The organism is Streptomyces bobili, assembly GCF_002154575.1.
Classification (GTDB): domain Bacteria; phylum Actinomycetota; class Actinomycetes; order Streptomycetales; family Streptomycetaceae; genus Streptomyces; species Streptomyces bobili.
In genome coordinates this window covers 1-13884 of record NZ_MUBA01000185.1, presented here as the reverse complement: position 1 = coordinate 13884, position 13884 = coordinate 1, and the positions used below count along the sequence as shown (strand labels likewise).

Below are 13884 nucleotides of genomic sequence, written 5' to 3'. Positions count from 1 at the left end.
CACGAGGTGCGGTGTGCCGCGCCGCAGGGCGAGTTCGGCCAGGTCACGGCCCTGGTCGGGGGTGAGGGCGCGGTGGCCGAGGCGGGCCATCCGGTCCAGGTCGGCGTGCTCGGCGGCGAGGCCCTCACCGGCCCAGGCGCCGAAGGAGACGGAGGTGGCGGGCAGGCCCCGGGCGCGCCGGTGGTGGGCGAGCTGGTCGAGGAAGACGTTGGCGGCGGCGTAGTTGCCCTGGCCCGCGTTGCCGAGGACGCCCGCCGCCGAGGAGACCAGTAGGAACATCTCCAGCGGCAGTCCGGCGGTGAGCCGGTGCAGGTGCGCGGCGCCGTCGGCCTTGGGGCGCCACACGTGGGCGAGCCGTTCGGGGGTCAGTTCGGCGATCACCCCGTCGTCCAGGACGCCCGCGCAGTGCACGACTCCTCGCAGCGGGTGCTCCTCGCCGACGCGGGCGAGCACGTCGGCGAGGGCGTCGGCGTCCGCGACGTCGCAGGCGGCGACCTCGGTGGTGGCGCCGAGCGCGGCGAGTTCGGCGACGGTCTCGGCGGCGCGCGGGTCGGCGGCGCCCTGACGTGACGTCAGCAGCAGCCGGGGGACGCCGTTCTCGGCGAGCAGGCGAGCGAGTTGGCGGCCGACGGCTCCGAGGCCGCCGGTGACGAGGACGGTGCCGTCGGTGGGAAGGGTCCCGCCGTCGCCGGCACGGGCACGGATCAGGCGCGGGGCGAGCAACTCGCCGTCCCGCAAGGCGAGTTCCGGCTCGTCCTCGTGGGCCACCGCGGCCCGGACGGCGTCCGCGCGGTCGGAGGTGTCGAGGTCGAGGAGGGTGAGTCCGAGGTCCGGGTGTTCGGAGCGGGCGCTGCGGGCCAGCCCCCAGAGCACGGACTGGGCGAGCCCCGGCACGGTGTCCCCCGCACCGGCCGCGACGGCGCCCCGCGTCACCCACAGGGTCCGTCCGGGGGCCTGCCCCGGCGGGAGGGCGAGAATCGCCTGGAGTTCGGCCAGGGCGACGGCGGCCAGCTCCTGGGCGGCGGAGGCGGGTTCGCCGCCGGTCTCCGGCCGCGGCCAGAACCGTACGACGACATCGGCGCCCGTGTCGGTCAGCGGGATCCCGGCGGAGGACAGTTCGCGCGCGGCCTGCGCGTCCCCGACGACGGACCAGTCCCCCTGCGGGGCCTCGGACGCCTGGGGCACGGCCGTCCACGCGACCTCGTACAGGTGGCGCGCGTTCTCCGAGCCGGCGCTGAGGTCCGCCGGAGTGGCCGCCCGCAGCCGTACGTCCTCCAGCCGGCCCGCGGGGAAGCCGTCGGCGTCCCACAGCGTGACGTCGAGGGTCAGGTCGGTGTCCGTGGATCCGGTGCGGCGGACGGAGACGATCAGGTCGTCGGCGCCGCCTTCGGGCAACGCGCAGCGGCCGACGGCGACGGGAAGCAGCACCCGCTCGTCGGACGCGTCGAGCACGGCGGCGACGTGCAGGGCGGCGTCCAGCAGCGCCGGGTGGACGGAGTACGGGTCGGCCACGTCCCGCGCCTCTGCCGGCAGCGACAGCCGGGCGAGGAGTTCGCCTTCGCCGGTGAGGACGGCTTCCCGTACGCCCTGGAAGGCGCGGCCGTAGCCGAGGCCGACGCCGGTCAGCCGTTCGTACGTCTCAGGCGTCCAGGCCGGTGCCGCGTCCTGCGGCCAGGCCGGGGGACGCTCCCCCGTGCCGCCGGCCGGGGCGGCGCCGGACGCGGTGGCGTGCAGGGTCCAGCCCGCGGCCTCCTGCCCGCGCGGGCGGCTGTGCACGGTGACCTCGGTGGCGGGGCCGTCGACGACGACCTCGACGGACACCTCGACGGTGCCGGAGGCGGGCAGCACCAGCGGGGTCAGCAGGAGCAGTCCGGTGACGTCGGTGCTCTCGTCGGGGCGGGCCGCGGTGAGGGCGGCGCGGCACAGTTCCAGCAGGGTCGTGCCGGAGACGACGGTCCGGCCGAACACGGCGTGGTCGGGCAGCCAGTCGGCGGTGGCCGGGGACCACTCGTTACGGAAGGTCCAGCGGGTCTCGTCGGCCGACCGGAGCTGGACGCCGAGGAGCGGGTGCGCGGCCCGGTCGAAGAGACCGCCGGTGACGGACGTGCCCTCGGGCTCGATCCAGTACCGCAGCGTGTCCCAGGCATAGGTGGGGAGTTGGGCCCGTCCCGTATCGGGTACGACGCGCTGCCAGTCGATGTCCCGGCCGTGGACGTGGAGTTCGGCCGCCGAGAGGTCCAGGCAGGCGCGGGCGTCCGCGTCCCGGCGCAGTGAGCCGACGGCGACCAGATCGTGCCCGGTCTCCTCGCCGATCGTGCGCAGGGCCGTCGACAGGGCGGGGTGGGGGCTGAGTTCGACGAAGCAGCGGTAGCCGTCGGCGGCCATGCGCTCCACGGTGGGGGCGAACCGGACGGGCTCGCGCAGATTGGCGTACCAGTAGTCGGCCTCCAGTTCCTCGGTGACGGGCTCGCCGGTGACGGTCGAGTACCAGGCGACGGACGCCGGGTAGGTGGTGACGCCGTCGAGTTCGTCGAGGATGTCGGCGCGGACGGGTTCGACCTGGGTGCTGTGGGAGGCGTAGTCGACGTCGAGGCGGCGCACGAACACCTGCTCGCGGTCCAGTTCGTCGAGGAGTGCCTGGAGCGGCTCGACCTCGCCGGCGATCACCGTGGAGCGGCCGCTGTTGACGGCGGCGACGGACACCGTGCCGTCCAGGCCGGCGAGACGCTCCTCGACCTCGGTGTGCGGCAGGGCGACGACGGCCATGGTGCCGCTGCCCGACAGGGCGGTCAGGGCCTGGCTGCGCAGGGCCACCACGGCTGCCGCGTCGTTGAGACTGAGGGCGCCCGCCACGCAGGCCGCGGCGACCTCGCCCTGGCTGTGTCCGATGACGGCGTCCGGGCGGATCCCGCGGGCCCGCCACACGGCGGCGAGGGACACCATCACCGCGAACAGCACGGGCTGGACGACGTCCACCCGGTCCAGGGACGGCGCGCCGGCGTCGCCGCGCAGGACGGCGGCGACGGACCACTCGGTGAAGGGGCGCAGGGCCCCGTCGCAGCGGTCGAGTTCGTCGGCGAACACCGGATCGTGCGCGAGGAGGTCGCGGGCCATGCCGTCCCACTGCGAGCCCTGGCCGGGGAAGACGAAGGCGACCTTGCCGGTGGAGCGGGTCTCCTGAGGGCCCGCGGTGGTGCCGGGGTCGGGCTCCCCCGCGGCCAGCGCGTCCAGGGCGGTGAGGAGTCCGGCGCGGTCGGCGGCCTGGACCACGGCCCGGTGCGCGAAGTGGGTGCGGTGGTGGGCGAGGGTCGCGGCGACCGCCGGGAGCGGTGCCCCGGTCCCCTCGCGCAGGGCCTCGGCGAGCCGGCCGGCCTGCCCCTTCAGCGCGGGGAGGGTGCGGGCGGAGAGCGGGAGGAGGACCGGGGCCGGAAGGCCGGTCCCGGGCTTGGAGCCATCGGTCTCGGGCGCGGAGACATCGGTCTCGGATACGGCGAGATCGGCGCCGGACGCGGAGACATCGGTCTCGGGCGCGGCGAGGCCGGCCTCGGGCGCCTCCTCCAGCACCACGTGTGCATTGGTGCCGCTGATGCCGAACGCGCTCACGCCCGCCCGGCGTACCCGGTCCGCCCGGCGCGGCCAGGCCTGGGCCTCGGCCGGCACCCGCAGGCCGCTGTCCTCCCAGGTGATGTGCCCGGTGGGCGTCCCGGCGTGCAGGGAGGCCGGTATGCGTTCGTGGCGGAGTGCCAGGACGGTCTTGATGACGCCGCCGACGCCGGCCGCGGCCTGGGCGTGTCCGATGTTCGACTTCAGCGAGCCGAGGGCGAGGGGCCGGTCGGCGGGGCGGCCGGGTCCGAAGACGGCGGCGAGGGCGTTGCCCTCGATCGGGTCGCCGAGGGGGGTGCCGGTGCCGTGCGCCTCGACGTAGTCGATGTCGTCCGGACCGAGCCCGGCGGCGTCGAGCGCGGCCCGCAGGACCCGTTCCTGGGCGGGGCCGTTGGGGGCGCTGAGCCCCTGGCTGCGGCCGTCCTGGTTGAGGGCGGACCCCTTGACGACGGCGAGGATCTCGTCGCCGTCCCGGCGGGCGTCGGCGAGCCGCTTGAGCAGGACGAGTCCGGCGCCCTCGGCCCACACCACGCCGTCCGCGTCGGCGGAGAAGGGGCTGCACCGGCCCGACGGCGACAGCCCGCGCAGCCTGCTGAACTCGACGTGCCCGCGCGGGGTGACGAGTAGCGTCGCGCCGCCCGCCAGGGCGAGGTCGCACTCGCCGGCCGCGAGGGCCCGTGCCGCGAGGTGCAGCGCGACCAGGGAGGAGGAGCATGCCGTGTCGACGGTGACGGCGGGCCCCTGGAGGCCGAGCGTGTAGGAGAGCCGCCCCGACGCCACGCTTGCCGCGGAGCCGGTGCCGACGTGGCCGTCGAGCTGCGCGAGGGAGGCGGCGCCCAGGTAGCCGCTGTCGTAGAGGCCGACGTAGACGCCCGTGGAGCTGCCGTTCAGGGTGTCCGGGACGATGCCGGCGCGTTCGAGTGTCTCCCAGGCGGTCTGGAGCAGGATCCGCTGCTGCGGGTCCATGGCGGCGGCCTCGCGCGGGGAGATGCCGAAGAAGGGGGCGTCGAAGCGGTCGATGGCGTCGAGGAAGCCACCGCGCAGGGTGTAGGCCTTGCCGGTGGCCTCGGGGTCGGTGTCGAGGAGGCCGTGGGTGTCCCAACGGCCCGCCGGAACCTCGGAGATGACGTCCTGCCCGGCGTCGAGGAGCCGCCACAGCGCGTCGGGGTCGTCGGCGCCGCCGGGGAAGCGGCAGGCCATGGAGATGATGGCGATGTCGTCGCCGAGGGGCCCGGCGGCGGCACCTTCGCGGGGCGCCGCGGCGTCCGCCCCTGCACGCTCGGTGGTGTGCGCGGCCGGCCGTTCGTCGAAGAGTGCGTCGGTGAGCGCGGCGATGGTGGGGTGGTTGAAGACGAGGGACGGTTCCAGGGTGCGGCCGACGCGCCCGGAGAGGTCCGCGCCCAGGGCCACCAACTGGCGTGAGCCCAGGCCGAATTCGGCGATGGGGCGGTGCGGGTCGACGTTCAGCGGGTCGAGACCGGCCGCTTCGGCCACGGCCGAGGCCAGCCAGGCGCGCACGCCCTCGGCGGTCGCCGGGGACGGCTCGGGGTTCTGGGGCAGGGACGCGTTCGCAGGCATCTGGAGAGGTCCTCGTGAGCTGGGTGCGCGGCGGACTTCCGTACGCCGTGGAAGGCGCGGCCGGAAGGGAGGGGCGGGTTCGACGGCCCTGGGTCTGCCGTGCGGATCAGGCCGGGCTCGCGGGCTGATCCGCAGGAAGGAGACCTCAGGTGGCGCCGTCGGCCCGAACGGGCGGACCGGCGGCGGCCGTTGTCATCCGGCGGCGGGTACGCCGACCACGGAGAGGGTGTTGTCGAGGTAGGCCGAGCGCGTGGCACGGCGCTGGATCTTCCCGCTGGAGGTCTTCGGAATGGTGCCGGGGTGGACCAGGACGACCTCCCGCACGGGCAGGCCGTGGGCGTCGCCGATCGCCGCGCGGATCAGGTCGGTGATCTTCTCGGACTCACCGGCCGACTCCGGGGCCACCTCGGCGACCAGGACGCATTGTTCGCCCTCGACGCCGCCGTCGACGGAGAACGCGGCGGTGCAGCCGGGGCGCAGCGCCGGGTGGGCCAGTTCGGCGGAGAGTTCGAGGTCCTGCGGGTAGTGGTTGCGTCCGTCCACGACCATCAGGTCCTTGAGCCGGCCGGTGACGAACAGTTCGCCGTCGCGCAGGAATCCGAGGTCGCCGGTGCGCAGGAAGCGGCCCTCGTGGCCGGGCAGGGTGGCGCGGAAGGACTCGCGGGTGGCGAGGGTGTTGCGCCAGTAGCCCTTGGCGACGCTGGCGCCCCGCAGCCAGATCTCGCCGACCTCACCCTCGGGCAGTTCCTGCTGCCGCTCGGGATCGGTGATGGCGACGGTCCAGCCGTCGGCGGGGTGTCCGCAGCTCACCGCGGCGGCGTCGCCGGTGCCGGTGTCGGCCTCCAGGAGGACGGGGGGCGTGTCGACGCGCCCGCCGGTGACCATGAGGGTGGCTTCGGCCAGGCCGTAGCAGGGGTAGAGGGCCTCGCGGCGGAAGCCGGCCGGGGCGAAGGTCTCGGCGAAGCGGCGCAGGGTGGCGGCGCGCACCGGCTCGGCACCGTTGAAGGCGACCTTCCAGCCGCTGAGGTCGAGGCCGTCGAGGAGTTCAGGGCTCGCGTGCTTGAGGGCGAGTTCGTAGGCGAAGTTGGGGCCGCCGCTGCTGTGCGGGCGGTAGCGGTCGATGGCGGTCAGCCAGCGGTCGGGGCGCTGGAGGAAGTGCAGGGGTGAGAAGAGGGTGGTGGTGGCGCCGAGGTACAGCGTGTTCAGGACCGGCCCGATGAGGCCCATGTCGTGGTAGACGGGCAGCCAGCTGACGAACAGTTCGTGGTCGTAGGCGTCGAGCACGGCCTCGGTGTGGCCCATGCGTTCGGCGATGACGCGCTCGTTGTCGAGCAGGTTGCCGTGGGTGACGACCACGCCGCGCGGGGCCGAGGTGGAGCCCGAGGTGTACTGCAGGAAGGCCACGGAGTCGGGGGTGAGGTCGGGCTCGCGCCAGGACGCGGCCGCGTCGTCGGCGATGTCCTCCGTGGCGAGGCAGGTGATCCCGTCGAGTTCGGGCAGCTGCTCGGCCATGGCGCCGAGGGCGGCGATCACCTCGCGCCCGCCGAGGATCACCTTGGCGTCCGCGTCGGCTATCAGGCGCTTCATGCGGGTCACGGCGCGGTGGTTCTGCGAGCGGCCCTGCGGGGGCACGCCGGGTACGGCGATGACTCCGGCGGAGAGGCAGCCGAGGTAGCCGCAGATGAACTCGAGGCCGGGCGGGTACAGCAGCATCGCGCGGGAGCCGGCGAGGCCGCGCTCCTGGAGCCAGGCGGCGACAGCCCGGGATCGGGCGGCCAGGCGGGCGTAGGAGATCTCCTGGATCTCTCCGTCCGCGTCCCCCGTGACGAGATAGCGGTATGCGGTCCGGTCGGGCTGGGTCGTGGCGTGCGTGGTCAGCAGATCGACCAGGGAACGGGCCATGTTGACGAGTCTCACCTGTCTGGAGATAGGCGAGGGAACTGGAGTTCGAGATTCAGCCGACGCGTCGGCGTCGGCACGGGCCGGCACCGGTCCGGCCTCGTCGCCGGAACGTCCGTCTCGATCGTCCACTCGAAGGATCCGGGTGATGGTCCTTCACCGGTTCCTCGTCCCCCCGTACAGCTTGCTACCGACGAGTAACACCCTAGCAAGGCGTCAGGCGCGAACGGGTCGAATCCGCGTAAACCCTGTGTGTCGAACGGAGTTGACGCCTCCGCACAGACAGTCGCACCACAGGAGGAACCCTACGTGATCCGGCACTGTCACCTCCCGCAGCCCTCGCGGCCACGCCCCACGGCCGCGTCCGGCACCCCGGCGGAGCCGGCGCCGAGGGGGCGCGCACCGGCCGCACGCGGCACTCCTCCAGCCCTCGTCACCCCTCGCCACGGAGATACGCCGAGGTCCGCACCCGCCGCGCCGCCGCCGCCCGATGCCCCAAATGCCCCACTCCCGAATCGGACCTATCGTGCTCATATGGAGCACGCACTCAGCCCCGCGACCCTCTCCGAACTGCGCCGCCCGCGCCCCTATCCCGCGGTGTCCGTGCTGACGCCGACGCACCGCCGTGAACCCGACAACAGCCAGGACCGGGTCCGGCTGCGCAATGTCGTGGCCGAGGCCAAGAAGCAGCTGGAGGCCGATCCGGCGGTCACCCGGGAGCGGCGCGCGGACGTGGCGGAACAGCTCGACCGGGCCCTCGCGGAGATCGACCTCACCTACACCGAGGACGGCCTTGTGATCTTCGCCGCACCGGGCGAGCACCAGGTGTGGTCGGTGGCCCGCCCGGTCCCGGAACGCGTCGTCCTCTCGGACACCTTCCTCACCCGCAACCTCGTCTCGGCGCAGGCCTCCGAGCGCCCGTTCTGGGTGCTGTCGGTCTCCGCCGACCGCGTCACCCTGTGGAACGGAGGTGCCGACCGGGTCACCGAGGAGCGCTCCCACGGCTTCCCGCTGACCAGGAGCCGGGAGAACTTCGACGCCGAGCGCATGGAACGCGTCGGCGACCTGCCGAGCACCTTCCGCGACGAGGGCACCCGTCACTTCCTGCGCGACGCCGACACCGCCATGGGCCGGCTGCTGCGCGAGGCCCCACGGCCGCTCTACGTCACCGGCGAGACGGCCGCGCTGTCCCTCCTCGACGAGATCGGCGTCGTCACCAGGGACGCCGTGCACGTCCCGCACGGCGGCCTCACCCACGCCACCCCGGACACCGTGTGGCAGGCGGTACGTCCGCTGCACGACGCCGAGGCCCGCCGGGACACCGCCGCGGTGGCACGGGAGCTGGACTCCGCCCGCGGCCACCGCACCTTCGCGGCCGGGGTCGACGAGCTGTGGCAGAACGCCCGCGACGGCCGCGTCCGTCTCCTGGCCGTGGAGGAGAACTACCGCGTCACGGTCCGCGACGACGGCGAGCACCTGATCCCGGCCGAGAGCGCGGACCTCGACTCCCGCGACGACATCGTGGACGAGATCGTCGAACAGTGCCTGGAGACAGGGGCCGAGGTCCGCTTCGTCCCGGACGGCACCCTCACCGACGCCGAGGGCATCGCGGGCGTCCTGCGCTACTGAATCCGTCACCCGGTCGGCGTACGCTGAGCATGATCGTCGGCCGGGAGGGAGCGGGTACGTGGGTGAGCTGCTGGGAGTGGCCGTACTGGGCGCCGGGCACATGGGCGCCGACCACATACGGCGTCTCGACGAGGTGGTGAGCGGGGCCCGGGTCGCCGCCGTGGCCGATCCCGATGCCGCCCGCGCGAAGGAGGCCGTCTCCGGAGTCGAGGGGGTCTCGGTGCACACCGAGGCCGAGGCGGCGCTGGACGCGCCCGGCGTGGGAGCCGTGCTGATCGCCTCGCCCGGACCCGCGCACGAGGAGGCCCTGCTCGCGGCCTTCGCCCGCGGGCTTCCGGTGCTGTGCGAGAAGCCCATGGTGCCTGACTCGGCCGGGGCGTTGCGGGTGCTGGAGGCGGAGGCCCGGCTCGGCCGGCGGCTCGCCCAGATCGGGTTCATGCGGCGCTACGACGCCGAGTACCGCAGGCTCAAGGCGCTGCTGGACGACGGGCGCCTCGGACGGCCCCTGATGCTGCACTGCACGCACCGCAACGTCTCCTCGCCGCCCGGCTTCACCAGCGCCATGCTGATCGACAGCTCGGTGTCGCACGAGATCGACGCGGCCCGCTGGCTGCTCGGCCAGGAACTCACGGCGGTCACCGTGCTGCGCCCACACCCCTCGTCCGGCGCTCCGGCGGGCCTGCTGGACCCCCAGTTCGTGGTCTTCGAGACCGACGGCGGCGCCCTGGTCGACGTGGAGGTCTTCGTCAACTGCGGCTTCGGCTACCAGGTGCGCGTCGAGGCCGTGTGCGAGGCGGGCAGCGCGCGCGTCGGCGACGAGCACGGCGTGCGCGTGACCGCGCGCGGCTCGGCCGGCACCGACGTTCCCCAGGACTACCTCGTGCGGTTCGCCGACGCCTACGACCGCGAGGTGCAGGACTGGGTCGACGCCACCCGGCGGGGCCGGGTCACCGGCCCGACCGCCTGGGACGGCTACGCGGCCTCCGTCGTCGCCGAGGCCGGGGTGCGGGCACTGGAGGACGGCACGCGTGTGCCCGTCGGTCTCGCCCCGCGCCCGGCCCTGTACGGCTGACGCCGGGGGCCTCACACGTTGCCGAGCAGCGCGTGCAGGCTCTCGTCGACCGCCGCGCCGACATCCTCCTGACCCGCCGCGACCACGGCGTAGCTGCACAGCAGGAAGCGGCTCAGCGCGGCCGTGTCGAACTGGAGCAGTGCGAGGCCGAACGGCGAGTGGAACTCCACGACCGTACGGGACCTGCCGCACGGCCAGATGTGCACGTCACCGCCGCCGGCCGGCCCGCGCAGCCCCTCCGCCAGCAGCGCGCGCCCGAACGTCCAGGTGACCGCCTCGCCCTGGAGGGAGACCTCCGGCGGGAAGTCGAGGTGCACGGCGAGCGGGTCGGCGCCGGTGTAGCGGAGCGTCGCGGGCACCGGCAGTTCCTGCTCCTCGGCGGTGATGAGCCGTGCGCGCGTGGGCTGTTCGACGGTGACGTGGGTGAGATCCATGGGCAGTCTCCGCAGCGATGAGAGGTCGGCCGTGTTTTCGGTGTGGTGCTTGTAGGACTTCGCAAGTGCCGTTCGCATTACGCGAAAGCGGGGTGAATTATTGTGACGTGCGTCACCATGGAGTCGCCCGCACGGGCCCTTCACCGGTCCAGCGCCGGTCCACCGCCAACCCGCGGCCGGTTCCCGGCCACCCCAGGGAACACATGACCGTCGAACACCCGGATGAACGTCCGGAAACGCCCTCGGAAAGTCCCTCAAGTCACGTACCGCGTCTACGACTTACCCCCTGTACCGAGGTACGTCATCGGCACCCTGGGAACCGTCCGTGAAGACTGTGGCATATGCCAGACGCATCACCGGATCGTGTGTTGCCAAATCCCTTACACCGCGTCGCGGGCTGTGCCACAGTCGTAGCGGCCCCTTCGTCAGTCCGGCCGTCCCGTCCCCGCATCGGAGTGCGTCATGCCGTCCCATCTCTCTGCGGACCGCCCAGCCGCCCAGTCGCCAGAACGCGGCCAGGTCGACTCGCTGATCACGCAGACGCGACGGCTCAAGGGCGAGGTGGACGCCGTACGACGGGATGCGCAGGAGGACACCACCGACCCCCGGGGACGCTGGCAGCGCGCACTGTGCGATCTCGCCCTGCACCAACTCGACGACCTCGACGCACACTTGGCCCAACTGCGGGACGGCCCGCCGGTACCGCCGCAGACCCTGCCCCCGGGCGAGTCACTACTCAGCCGCGTCGGCAGCGCGGAGTGGAACCTGCTGACGGACGAGGCCGTCTGGTCCCCCGAGATGCACGGGATCGTCGGCCGCGACCCGTCCGCTCCCCCCCTCACCCTCGACGAACTGCCCTCCCTCGTCCATGACGAGGACCGCCCGCGCCTCACCGCCATGGTCACCGGCTGCCTCATCGACGCCAGGCCCATCGATGGCGAGTTCAGGGTCGTACGGCCCGACGGCGAGGTCCGGACCCTGCACATGATGGGCGAGCCCGTGCTCGACGCCGGCGGCAACACCACCTCGATGTGGGCCGTGCTGCGCGACGTCAGCGAACTGCGCCGCAGCCGGCGCGCGGTGCGCGAGACCCGTGACTCGCTGCACCCCCGGCACCCGGCGCGGCCCGAGCACCGGCTCGCGGTCGAGTCGCGGGAAGCCACGCCACCGCCCCGGCACGGCTCCCCGCGACTCCCGCGCCACACCGGCGGCACGCTCGACCTGGCCGCCCGGAACCTTCCCTCCCCCACGGGTTCACCGCTCGGCGGCACCTGGCACGACAGCCTCGAACTGCCGGGCGGCGACACCCTGTTGGGCGTCGGCGGACTCACCGCCCACAGCCCGGACGTCACCTCCACCCTGGCGATGACGCTCGGCGCCCTGCGCGGCATGGCGATGTCAGGCGCCGGACCTGCCCAACTGCTGTCCTGGCTCGGCCAGTTACTCGAAGCCGACGATCCTCCGACCCTGTGCTCCACTGTCTGCTGCCGCTACCGGCCCGCCACCCGCACGCTGACCTGGGCGCAGGCCGGACACCCCGCCCCGCTGCTCTTCCGCGACGGGACGGGGCGCCGGCTGGACGCACCGGACGGCATCCTCCTCGGCACCACCACGGGTGCCGCCCATGGGCAGGCCGAGGCGAGGCTGGAGGAGGGCGACCTGCTCCTGCTGGCCACCGACGGGCTGGTCCCCGCCGACGGCCCGGACAGCACGGACCGGCTCCTGGACCTGGCCCCGCGCATCGTCGGGCGGGCCACCGCGCAGGACTGCGTACGGCTGATCATGCAGGAGTTCGGGGACCGTGACCGCGAGGACGACGCCTGCGTGCTGGTCGCCCGGGTCACCCGGTGACCGACGGACCGAAAGCCACGCGCCGGGCTACGCCTGCGCGGTACCGCCCCTGCCTCCCTTCGGCTTCGGCAGCGCCTGCCGGATCTCCTCACGCAGCTCGCTGATCCGCGGGTAGCTCGCGTACTCCGCGGTGAGCCGGTACATCTCGCGCAGCCTGTCCCACGTACGGCGGGAGGAGTTCGACCCCATCGACATCAGGGCCAGCCGCGCGTACCGGTCGGCCTGTTCGGGGTCGTCCGCGATGAAACAGGCGGAGGCCATGGACAGATGGTCGAAGATCTTCGAGCGCTCCCGTCCGTCGACCCGCAGGGCGAGGGCCTTCTCCGCGTAGTACTGGGCGTGCACGGCCGCTCCCGGATCGAACTCGGCGAGCGTGCGGTAGGCCAGGGCCTGCATGCCGTACAGATCCTCGTCCTTGAAGGTCTGCATCCAGGACGGCGTCTCCGCGTCGATCCGGCCGGAGACGAACAGGTCCTCCGCCTGCCCGAGCGTGCGACGCATGGCCTGCCCCTTGCCCATCGACGCCTGTGCCCAGGCCTCGATGGTGTGGAACATGGCCCGCGTTCGCGGCAGCACCGCGTCGCCGGAGCCGGACTGGGCGAGCTTCATCAGGTCCAGGGCCTCGTCGGGCTGGCCGAGGTGCACCTTCTGACGGGCCGCCCTGGACAGGGCCTCACCCGCACGGGGCCGGTCACCGCCCTCGCGCGCGGCGTGGGCGGCGATCACGAAGTACTTCTGGGCCGTGGGCTCCAGGCCGACGTCGTGCGACATCCAGCCCGCGAGGACGGCGAGGTTGGCGGCGACGCCCCACAGGCGCCGCTGGAGGTGGGGTGGGTGACGGTAGGCGAGGATGCCGCCCACCTCGTTGAGCTGGCCCACCACGGCCTTGCGCTGGAGCCCGCCACCACGGGCGGCGTCCCAGGCTCGGAACACCTCCACCGAGCGCTCCAGTTCGTCGACCTCCTCCGTACCGATGGGGGCGGCCTCGTAACGGTCGAACCCAGCGGAGTCGGCGTGCAGGAGGGATTGGTCGACGACAGGAGCGTCGGCGGAGAGGATGGGGTCGGTGTGCAGCCAGTCGTGCATGGCGCTGCTGAGTGCTGATCCCGCGGCGAGCGCGGCACCCGCGCCCACCAAGCCGCGTCGGTTGAGCATGAGGTCCATTCCCGTGAATTCGGTGAGGACCGCGGCAGTCCGCTCGGGCGCCCACGGCACGCCGTCGGGATGCTGAGCACTCCCGTCGCGTGGCCGTTTCCCCGCACGCCCGTGCCGGACCAGACCTAGGTCCTCCATGGTCACGACACGGCCGAGACGCTCGGTGAACAGAGCCGCCAGCACCCGCGGCACGGGATCGCGCGGGATCTCTCCCATGTCGATCCACCGCCTCACCCGGGAGGTGTCGGTCGACAGCTGGGGGTGGCCCATGGCCGCCGCCTGCCTGTTGACCAGCCTCGCGAGTTCCCCTTTGGACCAGCCGGCCAGGCCGAACAGGTCCGCCAGGCGGGTGTTGGGTTGTCCGCTCACGTAAGCCCCCAGGTTCTCGGCTGAGTTGACAGTAGCCCCGTGCAAGTTGCCGGGCGACTATTCGCCAGGGTTCGCCAGGGTCCGCCAGATGGTGTGCCACTGGGCCACCGGTGTCAGGTAGGAATGCGCCACCCCGACCCGGTCGCCGAGGGACATTCCCCAGGGTGCACCCGGGAGACCGGGCCGGACGGCGCATTGACGTCGCAGGCACACGAAGGGATCTGTTTCTCCCATGTACGCAGCATCGTCCTCCGTGTCCGCCCCGCCCCGGTCGCTGCACTCCCGCCCGGGCGG

At 73.4% G+C, this 13884-nt stretch carries 7 protein-coding genes; 3 read left to right on the top strand and 4 right to left on the bottom strand.

What is annotated here, in order from left to right:
• Both BZL64_RS15895 and BZL64_RS15890 read right to left on the bottom strand, forming a co-directional pair.
• Positions 1-5181, bottom strand: a 5181-nt coding sequence (locus BZL64_RS15895) for a type I polyketide synthase (RefSeq protein WP_143663164.1), incomplete at its 3' end; no start/stop codon positions are given.
• A gap of 192 nt (positions 5182-5373) precedes the next feature.
• Positions 5374-7083 carry a fatty acyl-AMP ligase gene (locus BZL64_RS15890; protein ID WP_086769842.1) on the bottom strand — a complete coding sequence of 570 codons (1710 nt, stop codon included), beginning with the start codon at positions 7081-7083 and terminating at the stop codon, positions 5374-5376.
• A gap of 531 nt (positions 7084-7614) precedes the next feature.
• Between BZL64_RS15890 and BZL64_RS15885 the strand changes: the two genes are divergently transcribed.
• Positions 7615-8709: a baeRF3 domain-containing protein gene (locus BZL64_RS15885; RefSeq protein WP_086769841.1), complete on the top strand. Its 1095-nt coding sequence runs from the start codon at positions 7615-7617 to the stop codon at positions 8707-8709.
• A gap of 58 nt (positions 8710-8767) precedes the next feature.
• Complete coding sequence (locus BZL64_RS15880; RefSeq protein ID WP_086769840.1) at positions 8768-9781, top strand: Gfo/Idh/MocA family protein; 1014 nt, start codon at positions 8768-8770, stop codon at positions 9779-9781.
• Between the two features lie 11 nt (positions 9782-9792).
• Here BZL64_RS15880 and BZL64_RS15875 read toward each other — a convergent pair whose 3' ends face one another.
• Positions 9793-10215 carry an SsgA family sporulation/cell division regulator gene (locus tag BZL64_RS15875; RefSeq protein WP_086769839.1) on the bottom strand — a complete coding sequence of 141 codons (423 nt, stop codon included), beginning with the start codon at positions 10213-10215 and terminating at the stop codon, positions 9793-9795.
• A gap of 462 nt (positions 10216-10677) precedes the next feature.
• Between BZL64_RS15875 and BZL64_RS15870 the strand changes: the two genes are divergently transcribed.
• Positions 10678-12066: a PP2C family protein-serine/threonine phosphatase gene (locus tag BZL64_RS15870; protein ID WP_086769838.1), complete on the top strand. Its 1389-nt coding sequence runs from the start codon at positions 10678-10680 to the stop codon at positions 12064-12066.
• A gap of 27 nt (positions 12067-12093) precedes the next feature.
• On the opposite strand, the gene BZL64_RS15865 is transcribed toward BZL64_RS15870, so the two are convergent.
• Positions 12094-13590 (bottom strand): DNA-binding protein NsdB, encoded by a 1497-nt coding sequence (locus BZL64_RS15865; RefSeq protein ID WP_086769837.1) that lies wholly within the window; start codon positions 13588-13590, stop codon positions 12094-12096.
• Positions 13591-13884 lie beyond the last annotated feature (294 nt).